This window comes from Pseudomonas sp. R151218B TE3479 (assembly GCF_053629195.1).
Map to the genome: position 1 here is coordinate 3,517,829 of NZ_JBRJHV010000001.1, position 21,786 is coordinate 3,539,614.

Here is a 21,786-nt window from a genome sequence, read left to right on the forward strand (position 1 = left end):
TAGCCGTTTCCTGTCACACTGAAGCGGTACTTAAATAAGCTGCTCCCGCGCAGGTACGTTGGCGGGGACAGTTTTGCAATTCTCGGCTTCAGCCTATCGAATGAGTTGAACTCATCCCGACACGGCTGCAGCCGATTTACATCAGCCTATGGAGTTAATCGGCGGCAGGTGTCAGCAGTGCAATCTGAATATTGATTTGTCTTGGTGCCGTTTTGTTGGATGCGCATGCTGGTACGAAAAAGGAAAGTATCGGTACACTGCGGTGCGAATTTTATTGGGTCTCGCCATGAACCTCACTGATGCCACGCTCGTGCTGCTGCTCGCGGCACGTATCCATGGAACAGACGAAGCCGTCAGGGCCTCGGCGAAGAGCGTGCTCAAGAAGCTACCGCGCAGCAAACGTGATCTGATCTACAAGGTGATTCTCAGCGCGGCCGCAATATTGGCCAACCTGGCGACGCTGGCACAAATGGCGTTGATTCTCGGTGCCGTGGAACCAGCTCTGTGGCTAGTGGCGTCTTGCAGCGTCTAGGCGATAAAGCCGCGGGCATGACGGTAACTCCTGCGGGGGGCATGGAATGTGCGCCCGCCCAAAGTCCTGGCTAGAGATAAAGACGGTGGATGACCTGCCGAGTGTCGTCAGGGTCGGTACGGGTCTCGAACCCCAGATTATGGGCCAGCTTCCGCATGGCGGCGTTGCTCGCGGCATCGACGGAGTACATCTGCCGGTAGCCGTTTTTACGTGCCGCGTCGATCAGGTGCTCCATCAATAACGTACCCAGGCCCAGGCGCTGCCATTGATCGGCGACGGTCACCGCGCACTCGCATTCGCGTTCGGACGTAGCGCAGTAGCGACTGACACCGATCTCGATTAACTGACCGTTGTCATGGATCAGGGCGATGTAGGCCAGGTACATCTTGCAGTCCACATTCATCAATTGATCCAGCAGGGCCGCGCTCGGCTCATTGAGCTGTGACAGGAAACGCATGTGCCGCGACTCGGGAGACAGGCGATTGATGAAGTCATATTCACGCTGGCGATCCTCCTCCCGTAGCGGCCGGATCAGTACATGCCGGCCGTCTTTAAGCGCCTGAATCCAGTGCTTGCCACTGATGCTGGCATACAGGCCGGCGGCGCGTTCGTTGTGGTCTTTGACTGTGAGCATGGATCAATCCTCCATCGGGTACAGGCATGCGGTGCGCCAAAAGGCTTCGTGTTCCAGGCTGTTTTACGCCCGTGGTGGCCATCGATTCTGATCTCGATCAGCCCCGGCGTAGCCAACCGTCGATTGCGCTGCACTTGATTCAGAAACAAACCGCATGGGCTCGGGCTCGCGTCCAGCAAGTACGGAGCAAGTTGATCCGACGGCGCGACCCAGGCCGCGCCTTTTATCACGCTGGCGTCCCTGGTTCTGATGTAAGTCAAGTCCAGATCAATTGCAGCGCCTCAGAATCACTCTTGGCATGCCGTTCGACGACGGTTGCGATCGGCAGGAAACGCCGCCACCCCTGTTATCTGGAGGATGCGATGAGTGATTTTCTAAGCCCCGACCAGTTGGAAGGTATCGATGCCTATTGGCGTGCTTCCAACTACTTGGCCGTGGGACAGATCTACCTCAAGGACAATCCCCTGCTGCGCGAGCCGTTGCAACTTGGCCATGTCAAACCGCGTCTGCTCGGCCATTGGGGGACGACGCCGGGGTTGAACCTGATTTATGTGCACCTTAACCATCTGATCAAGACCCACGATCTGGATATGATCCTTGTCACGGGCCCAGGCCATGGCGGCCCGGCCATCGTTGGGCAGAGCTATCTGGAGGGCAGCTTCACCCAGTGCTACCCCGCGATCGAGCAGAACGAGAACGGCATGCTGCGCCTGTTTCGACAGTTTTCCTGGCCGTACGGGTTGTCCAGCCATGTGTCTGCACAAATCCCCGGTTCCATTCATGAGGGGGGCGAATTGGGCTATTCATTGGCCCATGCCTATGGGGCAGCATTCGATAATCCTGAGTTGATCGTGGCGTGTGTCATCGGCGACGGTGAGGGCGAAACCGGTGCGCTGGCGGCGAGCTGGCACTCCAACAAATTTCTCAACCCCGCGCGCGACGGCGCCGTCCTGCCGATTCTCCATCTCAACGGTTACAAGATCGCCAATCCCACGCTGCTTTCGCGTATCAGTGAGGACGAGCTGTCCGCCCTGATGTATGGCTACGGCTACGATCCCTATTTTGTCGAAGGTGACGACCCGCAGGCCGTACACCAGCAGTTGGCCAGGACCCTCGACGACACGCTACTCAAGGTTCGCGAAATCCAGCGCGAGGCCCGCATGGACTCGACGGGAGCTGCCGTGGAGCGCCAGCTCTGGCCGATGGTGGTGTTGCGCACGCCCAAGGGCTGGACCGGTCCAAGGTTCGTCGATGGCCTGCAGGTGGAGGGTACCTATCGCGCCCACCAAGTCCCGCTGAGTCACCTGGAACAGCCACAGCATTTGATGCAATTGCAACAGTGGCTCGAGAGCTACCGGCCACAGGAGTTATTCGATGCCAACGGCGCGTTGCAGCCTGACATCGCCGCGTTGGCGCCGACGGGCCACCGTCGTCTGGGCGCAAACCCCCATGCCAATGGCGGCTTGCTTCTCAAGCCCTTGGAGATGCCTAGGTTCAGCGATCATGCCGTGCAGTTTTGCGCACCTGGCGCCATTGAGGCGCAGGGCACCCGGGTGCTGGGCGGTTACCTGCGCGATGTGATGAAGCACAACTTCAAGACCGGCAATTTTCGTCTGTTCGGCCCCGACGAAACCGCCTCCAATCGCCTTGATGCGGTGTACGAAGTCAGTGGCAAGACCTGGATGGCGGCTCTTGAAACGGGCGATACGGACCTGGCGTGCGACGGTCGGGTGATGGAAATCCTCAGTGAACACGTGTGTGAAGGTTGGCTGGAGGGCTATTTGCTGACCGGTCGCCATGGGTTGTTTTCCTGCTATGAGGCGTTCATCCATATTGTCGACTCGATGTTCAATCAGCACGCCAAATGGCTAAAGACCGCGGCCCAGATCCCATGGCGCGCATCGATCGCGTCGCTCAACTATCTGCTCACATCTCACGTTTGGCGTCAGGATCACAACGGTTTTTCCCACCAGGACCCAGGGTTCCTCGACCTGGTGGCAAACAAAAGTGCCGACGTGGTGCGTATCTATTTGCCCCCCGATGCCAATTGCCTGTTGTCGGTGACTGACCATTGTCTCAAGAGCCGCAACTACATCAACGTGATCGTGGCCGGCAAGCAGCCGCAATGGCAATGGCTGGACATCGACTCGGCCATTCGCCATTGCATGGCCGGCATTGGCCGTTGGGCCTTTGCTTGCAAGGAAGATGAAGACCCGGACGTGGTCATGGCTTGTGCCGGTGATGTGCCGACCCTGGAAGCCCTAGCTGCCGTGACGTTGCTGCGCCAATACGTGCCGGACCTGCGCGTACGGGTTATCAATGTGGTGGACCTGATGGTGCTGCAGCCGCCGCAACAACATGCCCATGGACTGTCGGACGCAGAGTTCGACGAGCTGTTTACCGTGGACAAGCCGGTAATTTTTGCCTTCCATGGCTATCCGTCGCTGATCCACCGGATGGTCTACAAACGCCATAACCACGATAACTTCCATGTCCACGGCTTCATGGAGCAGGGCGCAACCACCACGCCGTTCGACATGCTGGTAATCAACCAGCTCGATCGTTATCGATTGGCCCTGGACGTCATCCAGCGTGTGCCGCGGCTGCGGCCGTTGGTGGAAAGCGCCCGTAATCGTTATTGGGGAACCATGGAAAGGCATCAGCTTTACGTGATCGAACATGGACAGGACTTGCCCGAGGTGCTGGATTGGCGCTGGACGCCTGCGCCGCCATGACAGCCGGTACTTATCACGGCATCGACGGTGCGTCGTGGCGTACGGGCCTTAACCTGGGAGATCCATCATGAGTCGGTATCAACGTCTGTTGCTGATCCTCAACCCGGCACCACGGTATTCGCCCGCAAGTATCTGCTGGAACACGATGCGCGGGCCTGGAATAAGCCCCTTGCCGAGGATCGACAAGGGGCAGGTTCAAACAATCAGTCAGCCTTGATTGGCACGACCTTCTCCGCATTAAGCGCTTCCGGTTTTTTCGGCAGTGTCAGCGTCAGCACGCCTTTGCTGAACTGGGCTTCGATCTTGTCGCTGTCGATGCCTTTTGGCAGGTTGAACACGCGCTCGAACGAGCCGTAATGGCGTTCGGATAAGTGATAACCCTTTTTCTTTTCCTCCTTCTCTTCTTTTTTTTCGCCTTTGATGATCAGGTTGCCATTAGCCAGGCGGATCTCTATATCTTTCTGATCCATTCCTGGTAGCTCAGCGGTGATTTCAAAGCTTTGTTCTTTCTCACTGATGTCCACGGCCGGCAGGCTGGTGGAAAAATCGTGGCGCCAGAAAGGTTCAACATCGAACAAACCACGACTGAAGGGTGATACCGCTGTGCCGCGGTTGAAGTCTTCGAACAAGTGATCCACTTGCTGACGCAGTTTTTCCAGCGGATGCCAGGTATTGGTTCGCGCTGGATGTTGAGCTTTGTCGTCGGTGTGGACCGGCATTTTCTTCACTGAATTGGACATTGGATATTCCTCTTGGGTGATGTCCGTGCGGGTGCCTGGCCCAATGGCCAGGCACCGTTGCCGGACGGTTCAATGCACGCTTGCGAAACTACAAGGGGAGCTGGCCAGACCAGAGCAGCCAGCCGGCGAACAGCGCGATCGGCAAGCCCAGCGACAGGCGCATGGGCTGGACTTTGTGCAAACCACCGGCCAAAGGATGAGGTGTTACGGTTGCGATGCCCGGTTTTGTTCCTTGCAGTTGGGTTGTCATGATCAAGGCCTCCATGAGATGGGTGGTTCGGTCACCTTCGTTGATGTAAAGGTTCGAACGCTGCGTCTTAATGTCGACCTGTAGGCATTGGGCGGTATTGATGTAGATCAGAGGTCATGAAAACCAGGCATTACAACTCGGCACACCGATGACAGCCGGCGACCTTATGCTTGAGACCGGGCAAGTCCAGGATCGTGACGTTGCGTCCATGTATGTCCACGAGTTCCTCCTGACGCAGGTGGGCGATGCAACGGCAGATGGTTTCCATGCGCAGGCCCAGGTACGAGCCGATGGCCTCGCGACTCATGCGCAGGACAAATTCCTGTGAGGAATAGCCGCGCATGTTGAGCCGTTGCGACAGGTTCAACAGAAAAGCCGCCAGGCGTTCGTCGGCATTCATGTTGCCGAGCATCAACAGCATGCTGTGGTCACGCACGATTTCCTGGCTCAGGAGCTTGTTGAGGTTGTGCTGCAACGAGGGTAAATCGTGGGCGAGGTTTTCCAGATGACGAAAATGCAGCGCGCAGACTTCGCTGTCCTCCAGCGCGATCGCGTTACAGGTATAGTGATCGGTGCTGATGGCGTCGAGGCCAAGCATTTCGCCTTGCATCTGGAAACCGGTGACTTGGGCGCGGCCGTCGATTGAAAGGACGCTGGTCTCGAAGAAGCCCAACCTCACGGCATACAACGAGCGCAGTGGGTCGCCGATGCGATACAGGGTCGTTCCTTTCTTGACCTTCACCCGCTGGACGAACAGGGTGTCCAGGCGCTCGACTTCATCCCCCGTCAGACTGCTTGGCAGGCACAAATCGAGCACACAGCAGTTCGAGCAAGCGGTCTCGAGGGCATGCACGTGCAGAAGTCGTGTTTCAAACTTGGCCATGGGAAATTCCTTTTAATTGGATCCATAATAGAAGGCCTGAACCGTTGCGCTTTCTTTTTCGCTCGGGCGGTATGTCAGATTTCACCTCACGCGCCCGCACCGCGCGTTTTCCCAGCGAATCGAGCTCGTCAATAAAAGTGATGCAGGGCGCCGCCTGCCGGGCTTGTTCGAACAGGTTATGTGCGCGGGCGGCACAGACACCGATGACATTTCGACAATTTTGGGTTGCACGCGCCTAGGCGCGAATTTTGACCTTGTCCCTCAGGAAAGAACAATCTCCGTCAGATCGGCCCGGCCGCGAGTGCCCGGTGTGCTTTTTTCTACGCTTGAACGCTGCAACGACATTGACCTAAATCAAAAAAGATCAAAGTGAGGCTCGGGGACGGTGATTGTTCCGACCCTTGGTTGACAAAGATCAGAGTCGGTAAACGTAGGCGCTTGATATTGGGTCAGCCGGAAGACTTTCGGACTCCGACTACAGAGGACATCATCATGAAAAAGTATTTGCCCACCGCATTGTTGGGTTTTGCCTTGGCGCTGAGCGCCGGTTGCAGCCACAAGCACGCTCAGGAGCTCGATGCGCGATTGGAGTCGGCAGAGAATAACGCCGCGACCGCTCGACTCAGGGCCGATGAGGCCTACCTGAAAGCAGACCAGGCTGAAGCGATCGCCAACCAGGCCCAACGTACCGCCGAAGAGGCGACTATCCGCGTCAGCCGGATGAACGAAAAAACGCCTCGAAAGTGATCGGATCGTTTGGTATTGGATGCCACGAATTGGCGGATAGTCGATGAATGAGTGGGGCCCATTGAAGGAGGCTGGGGGGTGGCACAAAGGCGTCTTGCTTGGGTACTTGTTTTGTACAGGCGTTAGCGGCATTAGCCGCTGCCGCTGTATGTCGGGGTTGGAAGGAGGGGGCTGCCCGAACTCAGCCCATCTGCGTTATCGCTCGGCGAAACCGAAGTAGCGCAGCGAAGAAAAACAGTGCACCGATAGACGTAATCGCCAGGAACTGCGGCCAGACAATCGCCAGCCCCGCGCCGCGATACAGGATGCCCTGGGCGAAGCTGACAAAGTGCGTAGTAGGAGCGGCCAGCATCAGGTTTTGCACCAGTTCCGGCATGCTTTCACGAGGGGTTGCCCCTCCGGAAAGCAACTGCAGTGGAATCAGGATCAGGATGCTCAGCAGCCCGAGTTGCGGCATGGAACGCGCCACCGTGCCCAAGTAAATGCCGATGGAGGTGGTCGCGAACAAATGCAATGCGGTTCCCAGCAGGAACAACCCGATCGAGCCATTGATGGGCACCTCCAGCCAGCCTCGAACGACCACCCCCACGGCGAAGGCGGTGGCCACCAGTACCACCAGGCCCATGGACCAGACCTTGGCGGTCATGATTTCAAACGCGCGCAGCGGCATCACCAGCAGGTGTTCAAGGGTGCCGTGTTCACGTTCTCTAATCAGTGCGGCGCCCGTGAGGATGATCGACACCATGGTGACGTAATCGATCAGTTGCATCACTGAGGTAAACCAGGCCTGGGTCAGGTTGGGATTGAACTGCATACGCATGGCCAAGGACACCGGGGGGCGCGGTGTGTCGCGCACGCCACGGACAAATTCGGCCACTTCAGTGGCAACGATGGTCTGGATATAACCTGCGCCGGAAAAAGCCTGGCCAATCTGTGTGGCGTCGACGTTGAGCTGCAGGCTGGGACGGCGTCCAGCGAGAACGTCACGCTGAAAGTCTGGGGCAATATCAAGGGCGAAGGTGTAGCGCCCGGCGTCCATCCCAGCATCGACCTGTTGACCGGTGATGTCCGCGGCAGGCAAGAAGTAGGGTGGTTGAAAAGCCGCGTTCAATCGTTCTGATAGCTGCGAGTGGTCCTCGTCGACGATGGCCAGTGGTGCATGGTGCAGAGCCTCGGGGATGCCCGAGGCTGCGGTGTAGATGCCGAACGAGAACGCCCAGATGATCAGGATCAGCATCGCTCGGTCATGGTACAGGCTGCGAAATTCCTTGATACCCAGGCGCAGGATGTTCATCAGGCTGTGCATGGCTAACGCTCCTGTTTGCGCAGGCAAAGCACGCTCAGGCCAATCAGGATCGGTACCGTCACCAGCAGTTGCAGGAAATACGGTCCCAGCGCCTGCACATCCAGAGCCTTGGAGAAGATCCCTCGGCTGATGGTGAGGAACTGTGCGGTAGGGTAGACCTTGCCGACCATCGCGCCGAAGCCCTCCAGCGAAGACACCGGGTTGATTAATCCGGAAAATTGAATGGCCGGCAGCAGGGTAGCAATGGCGGTGCCAAACACGGCCGCAATCTGACTGTTCATGAAGGTCGACATCCACAAGCCCAACCCCGTGGAAGTGCCGATGTACAGCAACGCGCCCAGGCTCAGCACCCAAAGGCTACCTTTGAGTGGCACGGCGAACACCCAGACGGCCAAGGCACACATCAGTAAAAAGTTGAACATGCCCATGGCAACGTAGGGCAACTGTTTACCCAGCAGGAATTCCAGGCGTGTCACCGGCGTGACATACAAGTTGATGATCGAGCCCATCTCTTTTTCCCGTACGACACCCAATGCGGTGAGCATCGCCGGAATCATCATCAGCAACAGTGGAATGATCGCCGGAACCATGGCCTGCAAGCTTTCCACATCCGGGTTGTAGCGGTAACGCACTTCTACGTTGGCAAGGGTCGTCCCGCTATACCCAAGTTCTGCCAGATAGCCGTTGTGCAGGCCGTTCACGTAGCCCTCTATCGTGCGTGCTCGCATGGGCATTGCACCGTCCACCCAGGCGGCCACGGTTGGCTGTGCACCCCGTTTGAGGTCGCGCCCGAAATCTGGCGGGATTTCCAGCGCCAGGGTGATCGTCCCGCTTTGCAATCGAGTCTCCAGGTCGGTGTAATCATGCAGCTCAGGCTGTTCGATAAAATAGCGCGAACCGGAAAAGCTGCGCACATAGGCTTGGCTGGTGGTGGTCTGGTCGCGGTCCAGCACCGCGAATGACAGGTCTTCAACGTCCAGGCTGATGCCGTAGCCCGTGATGAACATCAGCAATACCGTGCCCAGTGCCGCAAGCGTCAGGCGGATCGGGTCACGGCGAATCTCCATAGTCTCGCGCCGGGCGTAACTGAACATTCGCAGGCTACTGAACCCATTGCGGCGAGTCTTTGAGAAAGCAACGTGGGGGGCTTCGAGGGACGGCGGTTGTGTGCTCGGCTCCTCGCGCTGTTTCGCGGTCGCTTCGTCGCTGGCGGCTTGTTCGAGGTAGGAAACAAAGGTCTGCTCCAAGCTGTTCAACCCGCGATCGATGACCAATTGCCCGGGCGCGCCGCTGACCAGCACCCTCCCGGCATGCATAAAGGAGATCCGGTCGCAGCGCTGCGCTTCGTTCATAAAATGCGTGGAAATGAAAATGGTCACGCCGTCATTGCGCGACAGGTCGAGCAACTGCTGCCAGAAAGCGTCCCGCGCAATGGGGTCTACGCCGGAGGTCGGTTCGTCGAGAATCAGCACATCGGGTTTATGAATCAGCGCTACGGCCAGCGACAGGCGCTGACGGATACCCAGCGGCAGCCGATCAGGCAGTGCGTCAAGGTCTTGCTTGAGGCCAAAACGTTCGACGGCCTCGGCGACGCGGCTGCCAACTTCGTCCGCAGGTACATGAAATAACTGTGCATGCAGCACCAGATTCTGCCGGACCGTCAACTCGGTGTAGAGGGAAAAGCCTTGGGACATGTAGCCGACACGCTGCCGAGTCTTTAGGTCATTCGGGTCGATCGGCTTGCCAAACAGCCAGGCCTGCCCCGAAGTGGCCGCAAGCAAACCGGTCAGCATTTTCATGGTGGTGGATTTGCCGCAGCCATTGGAGCCAAGGAAACCAAAGATCTCCCCGCGTTCGATGCGGAAACTGGCGTTGTCCACAGCGGTGAACGCACCGAAGCGGCACGTCAGTTCCCTGGCCTCGATGGCAATCACCGCCTCTGCTGTGGATTGGACACGAGGTGTGATCACCAGCGGTTCGTGGCCACGCCGGCGACTTTGCGGTAACAGGGCGATAAAGGCCGCTTCCAGGTTTTGACATTCGGTTCGCTGGCGGATCTGTGCAGGTGAACCGCTGGCCAGAACCTTGCCTGCGTCCATCATCAGCAAATGGTCGAAGCGTTCAGCCTCTTCCATATAGGCCGTGGCCACCAAGACACTCATATGAGGCCGTCGTGCCCGCAACTCGGCGATCAACGCCCAGAACTGGTTACGGGCGAGGGGGTCGACGCCAGTGGTGGGTTCGTCAAGGATCAGCAGGTCGGGATCGTGGATCAGCGCACAGCACAATCCCAGTTTCTGTTTCATTCCACCTGACAGTTTACCGGCGGGGCGCCCGGCAAAAGGCGTCAGCCCGGTGCTGGTCAACAAGGCATCGATGCGTTGTCTACGTTCTCGTTGGCCTTGCCCGAACAGGCGAGCAAAAAAATCCAGGTTCTCGAATACCGACAGTGTCGGGTAAAGGTTCTTGCCTAGGCCTTGGGGCATGTAGGCGATACGCGGGCACAGAGCTTCACGATAACGGGCGTCGGCTATATTGCCGTCCAACACGGTCAGATGCCCTTGCTGCATGACCCGTGCGCCTGCAATCAACGCCAATAGGCTGGACTTGCCGACGCCGTCCGGGCCGATCAGCCCGACGATGCCGGTGGCAGGAATGTCCAGAGTGATGCTGTCCAAGGCTATGGTCTTGCCGTACCGCAGCCCCACGTCCTGCAGGCGTGCGACCCAAGTGCGTTCGCCCGTCATTGGGGCACCTTGAGTTCGAGTTCGGCTGGCCATTGGGCTTGAGGATTGAGCCGAACATGGGCTACGCCCGGCACGCCGGTTTTCACCTGGCTGAGGTGCTTGCGCAGCAGCTCAGGGTCTATCCGAGCCTTGATACGGAACATCAGCTTTTCCCGTTCGTTGGTCGTTTCAACCGTTTTGGGCGTAAACTGCGCGACGCTGGCCACATAGCTGGCTTTGGCGGGAATCACGTATTGCGGGGCGGCATCGATGATCACACGCACCTCGTCGCCAATGGCCACGCGACCGGCCTGGTCGGTTGGTAGAAAGAACGTCAGGTACACATCGCTCAAGTCCACCAGGTTCAGGACTTTGCCCCCGGCAGGAATTACCTCACCTTCTTCGGCGATGCGGTACTGCACGCGTCCATCCCGAGGCGCCTTGAGTTCGGTGTCGGCCAAGTCCGCCTGCAAGCGTTGCTCGGTCGCCGCTGCCGCTTCGATACTGGCCTGGGCCTCCTCCACTTGTGACTTAGCTGCTTCAATACCCGCCTGGGCCGTCAATACCTGTGAGTTGGCAGCTGCCAGCGCCGCATGGCCGCTGTCCAGCAGCGCGCGATCATCGTCCAGTTGTTGCCTGGCAAGGGCGTTGCGCTGCACCAGAATCTCGGTGCGGGCGAAGCGTTTCTGCGTGGCAATCAGTTCGGCTTGGCGCTGGGCAACCACTGCCCGTGCGGTGATCTTTTCGCTTTCCCGTTGAGCTACGAGAGCTGCCGCCGTTAATTTCACGGTACGGGCCCGCTGCAACTGGGCCTGGGCCTGGAGAATTTCGGCCCGCAACGCCTGGGTATCCATGCGCGCCAGCACCTGCCCTGAGCGGACCTGTTCACCTTCAGCGACCAGAATGGTATCGATACGTCCGGCCAGCTTGCTCGCTACATCCACTTCGGTGGCTTCAATCCGCCCATTACCGCTGGCGAAATCAGGGTCTATAGGGGCGGGTTTGAAGATGTACCAAGCACCCAAAATGCCCAGGACAACCAGGCTCCCCAGAGCTCCTCGTTTAAGCCACTTGCCGGTTACGTTGTTCATCCCTGCCCCTCAGGTCTCAGCGAAGGTTGGCGCTGGGAGATGATAGGGCTGGAGTAAGAAGCTCTTGTTGATCTGCGTTAACGATCCGCTTTTAAAAAGGAAGAGATTTGGTAGCGCGGCGACATCTGATGCTGAAAGGTAGACTGCTGATGTGGGGGGCGGGTGATCAAGGATTGAGGAAGGCGGTGAGGGGTAGGCCATCCGAAGCTTCCTCACCAGTATGCGGTCACTGTCATTGTCATTGTCATTGTCATTGCTGTCAGTGGTAAGAAAACACGCTGGCATAGCGGAATACGTCGTTTCCCGCACCGCAGGAGAGCAAGTCGCGGCCGAGATTGCCTTGCAGCACATCGTCACCAGCCAGGCCGCGCAGGATTTCATCGGTACCCAAGCCTTTCAACACCTCGCTGCCGGACGAACCCTTTAAGCGGGTGCTCCGAAAGTCAGAGTTCCGCCATGCGCGGACACTTACCTTTCAGAGAATGTTTAACGGGTAGCTGAGTATCAAGCGGTTTTCATCGTAATCACTGGCATTGTAATTTCGCCTAACGCTGGAATTTCGCCAACGAACAGATAAAGACTTGAGAGTTCCGCTTTGAACCACATAGCCGAGCTCGGATTCTCGTACCCACTCTGAACCATCATCGACATTTTTCAGTTCCACGTTGTCACCATGAACGTAACGCGTCATGAAACTCAAACCGGGAACGCCGTAGCCTACGAAATTGAGGTCATAGCGCACTTGCCAGGAACGTTCACGGGGGTTGTCGAACGCATGATTGAAGGTGTTGTTGGCCAGATAGATACCGCCGGTCCCGCCGATGCGCATCCAACCGGTTTCCCCCGAGACATTTTGCAGCCCCAGGCTTATCGCATGCTCAGCGATGTTGAGGCTCAACAGAGCTGAAGCGGTGCGGTTATCCAATTGACCTGCCTTCGCACTTCCTGAGTCTTTGCCCCAGAAAAAGCCTAGATTGGCGTTAACCGATACCCTTCCAGTCAGTGGCCATTTTTGGTTCAGTCCGAGGTAGTGCTGTTCATAGATGTCTTTCAACTCGCCAGACCAAAGTCTGACGGTTGTATTTTTGGAAGTAGAACGGTAGTCGGCACCAAGAAAATCGAAGGCGTCTGATCGAGCCGATCCAAACGAAAGGTCTTCCATGGAAGAGTCGTTGCGCAAGCTGGTTTTGCTCAACTCACCTGCATAAAAAGACCAGTTTTTGATTTCTTGCGAGGCAATCTGGGCACCGCGAAATGTCTGTGGCAATGCGCGGAAATCATCCACGGTGACAATGGGGAAATTGGGCATCCATTCGCCGACCTTTATTTCCGTATTCGAGAGCTTCGCTTTAACCGCAACGCCAAGTCTCCCGAAACTTCCCGCGGGATCACCATCAGCATCCTTTGGCAGCAGCAGCGCGCCATACCTTCCTGCGCCGCCATCAAGCTTCACAGCATATTTCCCAAGCACGTCAACCCCAAACCCTATAGTCCCCTGGGTAAAGCCGGATTTGAGATCGAAGATGAAACCTTGCGTCCACTCACGAGCCTGGCTTTGCGCAACATCTGGTGCAGTGAAGTTTCGCTCGAAAAAGAAGTTCCTGAAGTTCAGAGTGGCGGTAGTGTCATCCACCAGACCCTGAGCCAATGCGTTGAAAGGTAAAACTAGCGCTGGAATGAAAAGCACACGAGTTGTGCGATTGGTGTGAATGTTCAAGACCTGTCCCCTGTTGTTTTTATTGAAGGGCAATGTCGGGCTGTCATCACGAGTCGAACGGGCGAAATGCCGCTGTCCCGGGAAAACGGATCGTCGATCGTAGGTGGAGAAATATCCGAATCGAGTGTTGCCAAGGGCCTGATGAACAAACCCTTGGTATGTACCTCACCTGAAAGCCGGCCCCTTCAAAGCACGGTGCCGGCTTGGCTCAGGATCAGATCAGGCCAGCGCTGCGCAGCGCGTCAGCGATTTCCTTGTCGGCACCCTCGGCCAGTGGCAGCAGTGGGGAACGGACGGTGGCATGATCCAGGATGCCACGGGCAACCAGGCCATGCTTCAGGGCCACGGTGCCCTCCATGTGGGAACCGCGGTGGTAGACATTACGAGTGACCGGCAGCAGCTTGTCGTGAATGGCACGAGCAGCCGGGTAGTCGCGACGCTTGCCGGCGGCGATCAGTTCGATCAGAGGCTCTGGAGTCAGGCTGCCGTAGCCGACCAGTGCGCCGTCCACGTCAAACATGGTGTGCAGCAAGTATTCGTCATGGCAGGTCAGGATTTGCAGATCGGGAACCTCACGACGGATGACCGGGATTTCGGTGTCCCAACGGCGCATGTTGCGAACACCGTTCTTCATGGCAAACACGCCAGGCTGCTGGGCAATTTCCAGTTGAGTTTCCAGGTCGTAGGTCGCCTTGGTCACGTCTGGGTACTGGAACAGGATCAATGGCATACCGCTTTCTTCATAGATCGCTTTATAGCGGTCCTGAGCCGCGCCTTTCTGATAACCGAAACGCAGCCAGCCGTGGGAAGGATAAACCAGGCCGGCAGCAGCACCGTTGGCGACGGCGCGCTTGGCCTCTTCAGCAGCAACATGGGTACCTTCGCCCGTGATGCCGGCGATGATTGGCAGACGACCGTCTACCGACTCCTTGAAAGCCTGGATGACGCGGCCTTGTTCTGCCTGGGTCAGGAAGGTGCCTTCACCTGCGTGGCCCAGAACAACCAGCCCTTTTACACCTTCAAAGCTGCCAAGCCAGGCCCCCAGTTTCTGAATAGCTGCGTAATCAACCTCGCCATCACGAGTGAACGGCGTGACAGGAGCAGGAACGAGGCCTTTAAGGTCGATAGTGTTTTTAGTGCTCATTTCATTACCTCTGGTTTAGTTAAGTTTCGCAACTAACGCATGCGCGGGCGCAAAACACACTCTGATGTGTTCTGGGTTTACTACTGAGTCAGATACCGTCGATTGAACTATTTAGCGTGGAAGATTATGGCGAAAGGTCCTCCAGAATTCGGCCTTTGGTTTCAATGGCGAAAGAAGCAGTGATCACTGCTGTCATCAATAAGACGACCGCAAAGATACCGAACACATATTGAACACCCAAGCCAGAAACGGTGTAGCCTACAATGATCGGTCCCAGTGCCGAACCCAATCTTAGCCAAGCACTGCCTACACCCGTACCTAAGGCTCTTAGACGAGTTGGATAAAGTTCCGCCGAATAAAGATAGAGCGAGAAAGTCACTGTCTGGACCAATGCATATCCCAGTCCTGCCAGCACCAATATCTTGATCGGCGCAGTTGCACCTGTCGTTGCCAATATTGCCAGCGGTATGGCTGCGAGGAACAAGGCACCCATATACCAGCGACGTCGGCCCACTTTATCAATCAGCAACGCACATATCACGGCGGCAACAACACCTGCGGCTGAGGTCATAAAGCCATAGGCCAGGCTGGTTTCAAGTGGCAGATGGAAATGTTGACGATAGAGCGTCGGCAACCAGGTAATAAGCCCGTTAGCGACCATATAGGAGCCAAACCACATTGCCCAAATAACGAGTGAGCGCTTGAAATAGATGCCTTTGAAAAGCTCTCTCCAGCCGCCTTTGTTATTTATCCCATGCATTTGCGGGACTTCGACTGCAGGTTGCAGCGTCTTGCCGGCTTTAACAGCGCTGTGTTCGAGGCGAGTGACAATCCGGTCAGCCTCGTCCAGACGACCCTTGGACGCCAGCCAGCGCGGCGATTCAAACAGGAAGAAACGAAGCGGGATCAACAGTATCGCAGGGACCAAGCCTACCGCGAACATCGCTTTCCAGCCGTATATCGGTACGAGGAAGTAGCCAATAATCCCCGCCCCTACCAAGCCCAGCAGAAACATGACTTCATACAAAAGAAAGAATCGCCCTCGTTTCTTAGATCCAATCAGCTCATTGATATATGCGCTCGCCACCGGTACTTCACCTCCCGTACCGATGCCCTGTATGAACCTGAAAGCGATCATCATCGCGGCGCTGGACGCAAACAGGCAGGCCACGTCCATCGAAACAAACAGCAAAATGGTGAATGTCAGGACCCTCATGCGTCCGATTCTTTCGGCCAGCCATCCAAAGATCAAAGCACCGAACAGCTGTCCCAAATAACCGGCAGAAAGGATCATGCCGATCTGCGTGCCGCTAAGACTCCACTCCTTGGCCAGAACCGGCATTGCGTAGGCGATGGCAATGACTGTGTAACCATCAAAAAATGTTGCGGCGCCGATAATATTCCTGGCCCAAAACACTTGCCTGGTAATGGGAAGCCGTTCTAAGCGAGCACTAATATTCGCCTGGCTATTTATTTTCTCTGGCGAGGGCTCAGTTTCAACTTTCTGCATCAACATGGCTCTTCCTTTTATTATTGTTTGCGTTATTCGGGGCGAACGAAGCTCGCAGTGAGGAACACAGTGCAATGGCGTAGCCGTTTGAGCTGGTCAGCGCCAGCCGATGTTTATTACTAGATCATCAGTTTTTCGGAAACGCCCACTTGATAGACGAAACCACGCCGGCAGTGGAAATGGCCGGAAAGTTGTTTAAATGATGAAATGAAAGCGTGACTCAAGGGTGGCGTTAAAAACCCCGAGTGCACATTATCGGCCTGACCGAAGTAACGCGCTTCATCAAAGGAGGCCGCGTTGTTGAATTGAGCGCAAATGAGAGTGGGCCGAGGATACGAACCTATCGTAACGGGCGCTCCCCATGAGCGGATCACAGAGAGACCGGCTTCAACACGAGTGCCTTGATCATGGAATCTGGCACCGGCGGAGCGGGCATATTGCTGAACAGAGGGTTTCATTTCTATTCGCACCTTTTTATTTTTCGGATTGCGAAAATTTTTTCTTCTTTTCAAATACAGTACCACCACTGTTCTTCGGAGCCCAACCTTTTTTTTGGGGCTCGTTCGTCATTATTGTTTTTTCATGCCTTCCTCAGGCAGCCCGAATCCGAGGTGGGACAAACCACCTTCGAGTGCTATCCTCCTTTGATATTTTTTTCGCATTCCGAAAAACACAATCACATCAGGTAGAAATCGAGCATGGCTCCACGCATCCCAGTAAAAAACCAAACCTCGAACGCCGCTGACGAAGATAAAAATCAACGCAGCACTGTTCAGTCACTGGCCAAGGGATTCCGCGTTCTGGAAGCCTTCACTGCGGAAAGCGATGAGCTCACGTTGAGCCAGATCGCTGAAAAGGCCGATCTCGATCCGGGTACCACCTACCGCATGCTGAATACGCTGGTGGATCTCGGGTACGTCTCACGAATACCTGAAAGCAAGCGATTTTCCTTAACACTCAAGATCCTCAACTTGGGTTTTCATGCAATTGCCCACACAGACCTGCGCAGTCTGGTCCGTCCTGTGTTGAGGGGGCTCGTCAGCGAAACCAGTGAAGCGGCCAGTTTCGCCGTTCTGCAGGGCGCAGACGTGCTGTATCTGGAGCGTGTAAGGGCCGGCATTACGCGGCTTGGGGTGGATATTCGTATCGGGACGACCGTCCCGGCTTGTCAGACAGCGATTGGTCAATCGATCCTGGCATTTCTGTCCGAGCAAGAAGTGGCGCGTATCGAGGCGCGTTCTTCAGCTACGCCCTTCATCAGCAAGACGCTCGCCAAGCCGCTTTCCGAGGTATTGGAGCAAATTCGAAAGGACGGCTACTTGATTACGGATTCGCTGTTCGCCGAAGGGCTTCGAATCCTGGCCGTTCCGGTGCTGGATATCGACGGCTACCCTGTTGGGGCAATCAGTATCGCAGCGCCAGCAGTGCGCTGCTCCATTGAAGAACTCGAACGCCGAGCGCTGTCATTGACGATGGCAGCAGCAAAGAATATCGGTCGAGCGCTCCAGGCCAGCGGAAGCGTGAACTCCAGCCTTTGATCACGGCAAACGAGAACACTTCCACCTACCGGCGCCTGTAGCCGGGGTTAGGAGCGTCGAGTCACCGAGCGCGACAACAGCAGCAACAACGTGGCGAACAACACCATGATGGTGGTGGCCGACAGCAGCACCGGGCTCAAGGCTTCGCGGGCGGTGGTGAACATTTCGCGGGGCAGGGTACGTTGATCGGGGCCGGCGAGAAACAGTGTCACCACCACTTCATCCAGTGAGGTGGCGGACGCGAACAAGCCGCCCGACACCAGCCCTGGCGAGATCAGTGGCAGAATGACCTTGCGTACCGTCATCCATGGCGTTGCGCCCATGCTCGCGGCCGGCATGGCCAGCTCCACGCTGCATCACCGCTTTCGCAAGCTGACAGGCACGAGCTCCATTCAGTATCAAAAATCGCTACGGCTGCAAGCCGCGCATAGCCTTATGTTGACCGAGCGGATAGACGTGAACACCGCCGCGTTGCGAGTCGGCTATGAAAGCGTCGCCCAATTCAGCCGCGAATATGCCCGGCGCTTCGGAGCGCCTTCCTCGAGAGACGCCAAGCGCGCACGGGAAAAATGAAAGGAACCCGGAGGTGACTGCCCTCCGGGCCCCTCGTCTTACAGGTTGATCGGGTACTGAGTGATGACCTGACGTCGTCGGCGAACGCTACTGAAGCGACAGAGCTCAATCCCCTTCGCAACGACGTCTGCCCCATGCGACGTCCGTGTCACTACACAAGATGTGTTGCGCGCACGCATACGTTTTGCCAGAGGCTGCGCTAGCCCATTTGTCGGGTGGTTTGTATTTCCAAGCGTCTTGGTCGATACCCCGGAATGACAGCAGCATCGTTCCGACCTTTTTCAAGAGAATAAAAATGAATATCAGGACTATGAACCTCGCCCCCAGGTTTGCCACGTTTTTCTCACTCATTGTCCTGGTGGTTTTTGCCCTAGGCATCGTCGCCCTATTGCAGATGGGCAAGCTTCGAGATTCGGAGCAGGATGTTGAAACCAACTGGATGGTGAGCATCCGCGAGGCCAGCAAGATGCAGACAGGCATTTTGCGCCTGCGGCTTGAAAGTATTCGCATCACCGTGATCACCGACGAACAACAGCGCCAAACCCGCATTGCGGCGTTGAGCGGCTACCGCAGCACGCTGCAGGACGCTGTCAGCCATTACGAACCTCTCATTACGGGGCCGACTGAGCGTGAGCTCTACCTGGCGGTGTCCAACGATGTGCAGCAGTACTTCAAACTGTTGGATGAGCTGGAACCGATGCTGCGCAGTGGTGACAATGCCGCAGCCGTCACCCTGATCAATACCCGCATCAGCCCTATGACCAACGCCCTGCAGGACAAGATGGACAATCTCTCGAACTTCAATGAAGAGGGCGCCAAGCGTGCGGGGCTGGACGCCACAGCCACCTATAGCAATGGCGTGACGCTGGTAATTGGCCTGCTGGTGTTAACCGTGGTACTCACCGTGGTGCTGGCTGCTATGTTGACCCGAAGCATCACGTCGCCCCTCAGCGATGCCCTGGCCGTGGCTGAGCGCATCGCCGGCAGTGACCTTTCCCGAGAGGTCTCGATCAGTGGCGGCGATGAAGCCGGCCGCCTGCTGGCCGCTCTGGCGAAGATGCAGGGTAACCTGCGGGAAACCATCGCCCGCATCGCTGATTCCTCCACCCAACTGGCGTCGGCATCTGAAGAGATGACCGCAGTGACCGAAGACGCCAGCCGCGGTCTGGTGCGGCAGAACGACGAGGTCAATCAGGCCGCCACCGCCGTGACCGAAATGAGTGCCGCGGTGGACGAGGTGGCACGCAATGCCGAAGCCGCCGCCCAATCTTCCCGCGAATCAATGGAGTTCACCCGCTCGGGTATCGAGAACGTGGCGCAAACCCTCAAAGCCATCGAAGGTCTGGCCAACAACGTGGCCACCACGGGTGAACAGGTCAAGGCCTTGTCAGGCAGGGCACAGGACATCAGCAAGGTGGTCGAGGTGATTCGAGCCATTGCCGAGCAGACCAACCTGCTGGCGCTGAACGCGGCCATTGAAGCCGCTCGGGCCGGGGAGCAAGGCCGTGGCTTCGCCGTGGTGGCCGATGAGGTGCGGGCATTGGCCCATCGCACCCAGCAGTCGACGCAGGAAATCGAACAGATGATCAGCGCGATCCAGACCGACTCGACCCACGCGGTGAGCGCCATGAGCGTCAGCGCGCAGATGGCCAGCAGTTCAATCTCGGTGGCGCAGAATGCCGACCTCTCGCTCAAGCAGATCGCCGAGACCATAGCCCACATCAACGAACGCAACCTGCTGATCGCCACCGCCTCCGAAGAGCAAGCCCAGGTGGCCCGCGAGGCTGACCAGAACCTGACCAGTATCCGCGAACTTTCAATCCAGAGCTCGGCAGGCGCCAGCCAGACCGCCGGCGCCTGCAGTGAAATGGCCAACCTGGCGATTGAACTCAATCATCTAGTGGCGCGCTTCAAGGTCTGAGGGTAGGCGAAGGGCTATACCGCCTGTGGTGGCCGGCTGAAAAAGACCCCTTGCTGCCAATTGTGACAGGCGGCATGGGGCCAATCTCTCTCGTACGCTGCGTCGGCAGACGTGGCACCACATCCTTGAGAGAGGCATACGGACCATGCCCATGCATGCGTGCTTAGATATCCAGGCAAATTTTGCCGAAATGCTGGTTGGTTTCCTGATACTTGAACGCTTCGACAATCTCGCTCAAAGGGAAATGACGATCGATAATCGGGCGCATGCCATTAGCATTGATGGCTCGGATCATATCCTGCTGCTGGCTGCGGCTACCCACCAATACACCCTGCAGACGCACTTGCTTGATCAGTGCCGGTACAAAATTCATTGCACCGCTTACGCCACTCAATATGCCGATGACGGAGATGTGACCAGCAACCCGAACTGCACTCATCGATTGCTCAAGCGTCGCAGGGCCGCCGACTTCGATGATGTGGTCAACACCACGGCCACCCGTTAGCGCGCGTGCAGTTTCGCCCCAGTTGAGGTCTTTGCGGTAATTGATCACATGATCAGCGCCTAGCGCTTTCAGACGTTCAAGTTTTTCGTCGCTTGAAGAGGTCGCAATAACGGTGGCACCGGCCATTTTAGCGAACTGCAGGGCAAAAATTGAAACGCCACCCGTGCCTTGGACGAGCACGGTGTCGCCCGGCTTGAGTGAGTCATCGGCCATCAGGGCGCGCCATGCCGTAAGGCCGGCGGTGGTAAGCGTCGACGCTTCAGCATGGCTGTAGCCAATAGGCGCGAGGGTGAACGATGTGGCCTTGGCCGTCACTTGCTCACGAGCGTAGCCGTCAATGCCATCACCGGGCACGCTGACAAAGCCTTCAACCAGTGGTGCACCGTTGATCCATTCCGGGAAGAAGGTGCTGACGACTGAGTCACCCACCTTGAATTCAGTGACATCTGGGCCGACAGCAATGACTTCACCCGCACCATCGGCCATGGGGATGCGTTTTTCGCTAGGGCCCCACATACCGCTGACCACCGCAAAGTCGTGGTAGTTGAGCGAGTTGGCATGAAGGCGTACGGTGATTTCGCCACGCGCTGCGGCTCGGACTTCGCTGCTGCCAATCACAACCTTTTCATAGCCGCCACCGGGTTCAACGAAGATAGTTTTGCTGCTCATAGGGGTTTCCTCATATTTTCTCATTACGCGAAATAACGAAATGAAAGTTTAAAAATTACAATTCGATGATCAGCCTAGCCGCAAAGTCATCAATCGCCTGCTCATTGCGCCGGTAGTAAGTCCACTTTCCGATGCGGGTGGTCAGCACGAAGCCTGCACGTTGCAAGATAGCTAAATGTGCAGACGCGGTAGAAGGTGAAAGCCCGGCCTTGTGCTGCAAATGGGTGACGCACACGCCTATCGCAGGATCGCCATGATCCTGAGGGGGGAAATTACTGAGTGGGTCTTTGAGCCACTCCATCATTTGCATGCGAGTGTCATTGCCCAGGGCTTTGAGCTGTTCGAGTATCATGGGCGGCAATGTTACGTTTTTTTACGAAATGTTCAATAAGTAATCGATTACCCAGCGCAAAGGTTTGAAATCAAAAAACGCATCCAGCTGAATCGACCCTGATTTTTGTGGAAGCATTGAATGACTGCTTGGACTACTCCGCTCTGGTAGACATCCCCCGGTACATGCTTGAGCGACTGCTTGTGGCCGGTTAGCGACCGTTGTTGTGGCGCG

19 protein-coding genes and 4 pseudogenes are annotated in these 21,786 nt (G+C 56.8%); 7 read left to right on the top strand and 16 right to left on the bottom strand.

Annotated elements, in window-relative coordinates; genetic code table 11:
• Positions 1–286: 286 nt before the first annotated feature.
• The gene (locus AB7M32_RS15675) at positions 287–532 is read left to right on the top strand and encodes a DUF7740 domain-containing protein (protein ID WP_454250448.1); all 246 of its coding nucleotides are present in this window, start codon (positions 287–289) and stop codon (positions 530–532) included.
• 70 nt (positions 533–602) lie between these two features.
• Here the strand turns inward: AB7M32_RS15675 and AB7M32_RS15680 are convergent, their stop codons facing one another.
• Entirely contained in the window at positions 603–1,166 is a 564-nt protein-coding gene (locus AB7M32_RS15680; protein ID WP_454250449.1) for an N-acetyltransferase family protein, read from the bottom strand.
• Between the two features lie 362 nt (positions 1,167–1,528).
• Between AB7M32_RS15680 and AB7M32_RS15685 the strand changes: the two genes are divergently transcribed.
• A complete protein-coding gene (locus AB7M32_RS15685; protein ID WP_454250450.1) occupies positions 1,529–3,901 on the top strand; it encodes a phosphoketolase family protein in 2,373 nt (790 codons plus the stop codon).
• Positions 3,902–4,104: 203 nt separating this feature from the next.
• Here the strand turns inward: AB7M32_RS15685 and AB7M32_RS15690 are convergent, their stop codons facing one another.
• The 4 genes and pseudogenes from AB7M32_RS15690 to AB7M32_RS15705 all read right to left on the bottom strand — a co-directional run.
• Positions 4,105–4,641, bottom strand: coding sequence for an Hsp20/alpha crystallin family protein (locus AB7M32_RS15690; RefSeq protein WP_454250451.1), 537 nt, complete (start codon positions 4,639–4,641; stop codon positions 4,105–4,107).
• Between the two features lie 88 nt (positions 4,642–4,729).
• On the bottom strand, positions 4,730–4,891 hold the full coding sequence (locus tag AB7M32_RS15695; RefSeq protein WP_454250452.1) for a hypothetical protein: 162 nt from the start codon (positions 4,889–4,891) through the stop codon (positions 4,730–4,732).
• Positions 4,892–5,021: 130 nt separating this feature from the next.
• Positions 5,022–5,774, bottom strand: a complete 753-nt coding sequence (locus AB7M32_RS15700; RefSeq protein ID WP_454250453.1) for a helix-turn-helix domain-containing protein — start codon at positions 5,772–5,774, stop codon at positions 5,022–5,024.
• Between the two features lie 106 nt (positions 5,775–5,880).
• Positions 5,881–5,979 (bottom strand): annotated as a pseudogene (locus AB7M32_RS15705) (AAA family ATPase); the annotation flags it as partial.
• Between the two features lie 287 nt (positions 5,980–6,266).
• On the opposite strand from AB7M32_RS15705, the gene AB7M32_RS15710 reads away from it, so the two are divergent.
• On the top strand, positions 6,267–6,521 hold the full coding sequence (locus tag AB7M32_RS15710) for an Lpp/OprI family alanine-zipper lipoprotein (RefSeq protein ID WP_454250454.1): 255 nt from the start codon (positions 6,267–6,269) through the stop codon (positions 6,519–6,521).
• Positions 6,522–6,702: 181 nt separating this feature from the next.
• Here AB7M32_RS15710 and AB7M32_RS15715 read toward each other — a convergent pair whose 3' ends face one another.
• The 8 genes and pseudogenes from AB7M32_RS15715 to AB7M32_RS15750 form a co-directional block, all read right to left on the bottom strand.
• Positions 6,703–7,827, bottom strand: a complete 1,125-nt coding sequence (locus tag AB7M32_RS15715) for an ABC transporter permease (RefSeq protein WP_454250455.1) — start codon at positions 7,825–7,827, stop codon at positions 6,703–6,705.
• Between the two features lie 2 nt (positions 7,828–7,829).
• Positions 7,830–10,574, bottom strand: a complete 2,745-nt coding sequence (rbbA, locus tag AB7M32_RS15720) for a ribosome-associated ATPase/putative transporter RbbA (protein ID WP_454250456.1) — start codon at positions 10,572–10,574, stop codon at positions 7,830–7,832.
• A complete protein-coding gene (locus tag AB7M32_RS15725; RefSeq protein WP_454250457.1) occupies positions 10,571–11,644 on the bottom strand; it encodes an HlyD family secretion protein in 1,074 nt (357 codons plus the stop codon). Before AB7M32_RS15725 ends, rbbA begins: the two co-directional genes overlap by 4 nt.
• A 259-nt stretch (positions 11,645–11,903) precedes the next feature.
• Positions 11,904–12,053: pseudogene (locus AB7M32_RS15730) on the bottom strand (hypothetical protein); the annotation flags it as partial.
• 66 nt (positions 12,054–12,119) lie between these two features.
• Positions 12,120–13,361, bottom strand: coding sequence for an OprD family porin (locus AB7M32_RS15735; protein ID WP_454250458.1), 1,242 nt, complete (start codon positions 13,359–13,361; stop codon positions 12,120–12,122).
• A gap of 214 nt (positions 13,362–13,575) precedes the next feature.
• Positions 13,576–14,505 carry a dihydrodipicolinate synthase family protein gene (locus AB7M32_RS15740; protein WP_454250459.1) on the bottom strand — a complete coding sequence of 310 codons (930 nt, stop codon included), beginning with the start codon at positions 14,503–14,505 and terminating at the stop codon, positions 13,576–13,578.
• A 124-nt stretch (positions 14,506–14,629) separates the two neighbouring features.
• Positions 14,630–16,021: an MFS transporter gene (locus tag AB7M32_RS15745; protein ID WP_454250460.1), complete on the bottom strand. Its 1,392-nt coding sequence runs from the start codon at positions 16,019–16,021 to the stop codon at positions 14,630–14,632.
• Between the two features lie 113 nt (positions 16,022–16,134).
• The gene (locus AB7M32_RS15750; protein ID WP_454250461.1) at positions 16,135–16,473 is read right to left on the bottom strand and encodes a hypothetical protein; all 339 of its coding nucleotides are present in this window, start codon (positions 16,471–16,473) and stop codon (positions 16,135–16,137) included.
• A gap of 240 nt (positions 16,474–16,713) precedes the next feature.
• Here AB7M32_RS15750 and AB7M32_RS15755 point away from each other — a divergent pair, with 240 nt between their 5' ends.
• On the top strand, positions 16,714–17,553 hold the full coding sequence (locus tag AB7M32_RS15755) for an IclR family transcriptional regulator (RefSeq protein ID WP_092198701.1): 840 nt from the start codon (positions 16,714–16,716) through the stop codon (positions 17,551–17,553).
• A 47-nt stretch (positions 17,554–17,600) separates the two neighbouring features.
• On the opposite strand, the gene AB7M32_RS15760 is transcribed toward AB7M32_RS15755, so the two are convergent.
• On the bottom strand, positions 17,601–17,891 hold the full coding sequence (locus AB7M32_RS15760; protein WP_454250462.1) for an ABC transporter permease: 291 nt from the start codon (positions 17,889–17,891) through the stop codon (positions 17,601–17,603).
• Here AB7M32_RS15760 and AB7M32_RS15765 point away from each other — a divergent pair.
• The 3 genes and pseudogenes from AB7M32_RS15765 to AB7M32_RS15775 all read left to right on the top strand — a co-directional run.
• Positions 17,884–18,126 (top strand): annotated as a pseudogene (locus tag AB7M32_RS15765) (helix-turn-helix domain-containing protein); the annotation flags it as partial. The gene AB7M32_RS15760 and the pseudogene AB7M32_RS15765 sit on opposite strands and share 8 nt — an antisense overlap.
• A 310-nt stretch (positions 18,127–18,436) precedes the next feature.
• A pseudogene (locus AB7M32_RS15770) lies at positions 18,437–19,192 on the top strand (MCP four helix bundle domain-containing protein); the annotation flags it as partial.
• Positions 19,193–19,258: 66 nt separating this feature from the next.
• On the top strand, positions 19,259–20,047 hold the full coding sequence (locus AB7M32_RS15775) for a methyl-accepting chemotaxis protein (RefSeq protein WP_454252146.1): 789 nt from the start codon (positions 19,259–19,261) through the stop codon (positions 20,045–20,047).
• 163 nt (positions 20,048–20,210) lie between these two features.
• Here AB7M32_RS15775 and AB7M32_RS15780 read toward each other — a convergent pair whose 3' ends face one another.
• Entirely contained in the window at positions 20,211–21,221 is a 1,011-nt protein-coding gene (locus AB7M32_RS15780; RefSeq protein WP_454250463.1) for a zinc-dependent alcohol dehydrogenase family protein, read from the bottom strand.
• 55 nt (positions 21,222–21,276) lie between these two features.
• The gene (locus AB7M32_RS15785) at positions 21,277–21,573 is read right to left on the bottom strand and encodes an ArsR/SmtB family transcription factor (RefSeq protein ID WP_072405141.1); all 297 of its coding nucleotides are present in this window, start codon (positions 21,571–21,573) and stop codon (positions 21,277–21,279) included.
• Positions 21,574–21,786: the final 213 nt, after the last annotated feature.

Bases quoted from the DNA above. Each gene is read 5' to 3' on its own strand.
- AB7M32_RS15675 (WP_454250448.1), top strand. From the start codon at position 287: ATGAACCTCACTGATGCCACGCTCGTGCTGCTGCTCGCGGCACGTATC.
- AB7M32_RS15680 (WP_454250449.1), bottom strand. From the start codon at position 1,166: ATGCTCACAGTCAAAGACCACAACGAACGCGCCGCCGGCCTGTATGCC.
- AB7M32_RS15685 (WP_454250450.1), top strand. From the start codon at position 1,529: ATGAGTGATTTTCTAAGCCCCGACCAGTTGGAAGGTATCGATGCCTAT.
- AB7M32_RS15690 (WP_454250451.1), bottom strand. From the start codon at position 4,641: ATGTCCAATTCAGTGAAGAAAATGCCGGTCCACACCGACGACAAAGCT.
- AB7M32_RS15695 (WP_454250452.1), bottom strand. From the start codon at position 4,891: ATGACAACCCAACTGCAAGGAACAAAACCGGGCATCGCAACCGTAACA.
- AB7M32_RS15700 (WP_454250453.1), bottom strand. From the start codon at position 5,774: ATGGCCAAGTTTGAAACACGACTTCTGCACGTGCATGCCCTCGAGACC.
- AB7M32_RS15710 (WP_454250454.1), top strand. From the start codon at position 6,267: ATGAAAAAGTATTTGCCCACCGCATTGTTGGGTTTTGCCTTGGCGCTG.
- AB7M32_RS15715 (WP_454250455.1), bottom strand. From the start codon at position 7,827: ATGCACAGCCTGATGAACATCCTGCGCCTGGGTATCAAGGAATTTCGC.
- rbbA (WP_454250456.1), bottom strand. From the start codon at position 10,574: ATGACGGGCGAACGCACTTGGGTCGCACGCCTGCAGGACGTGGGGCTG.
- AB7M32_RS15725 (WP_454250457.1), bottom strand. From the start codon at position 11,644: ATGAACAACGTAACCGGCAAGTGGCTTAAACGAGGAGCTCTGGGGAGC.
- AB7M32_RS15740 (WP_454250459.1), bottom strand. From the start codon at position 14,505: ATGAGCACTAAAAACACTATCGACCTTAAAGGCCTCGTTCCTGCTCCT.
- AB7M32_RS15745 (WP_454250460.1), bottom strand. From the start codon at position 16,021: ATGTTGATGCAGAAAGTTGAAACTGAGCCCTCGCCAGAGAAAATAAAT.
- AB7M32_RS15750 (WP_454250461.1), bottom strand. From the start codon at position 16,473: ATGAAACCCTCTGTTCAGCAATATGCCCGCTCCGCCGGTGCCAGATTC.
- AB7M32_RS15755 (WP_092198701.1), top strand. From the start codon at position 16,714: ATGGCTCCACGCATCCCAGTAAAAAACCAAACCTCGAACGCCGCTGAC.
- AB7M32_RS15760 (WP_454250462.1), bottom strand. From the start codon at position 17,891: ATGCCGGCCGCGAGCATGGGCGCAACGCCATGGATGACGGTACGCAAG.
- AB7M32_RS15775 (WP_454252146.1), top strand. From the start codon at position 19,259: ATGACCGCAGTGACCGAAGACGCCAGCCGCGGTCTGGTGCGGCAGAAC.
- AB7M32_RS15780 (WP_454250463.1), bottom strand. From the start codon at position 21,221: ATGAGCAGCAAAACTATCTTCGTTGAACCCGGTGGCGGCTATGAAAAG.
- AB7M32_RS15785 (WP_072405141.1), bottom strand. From the start codon at position 21,573: ATGATACTCGAACAGCTCAAAGCCCTGGGCAATGACACTCGCATGCAA.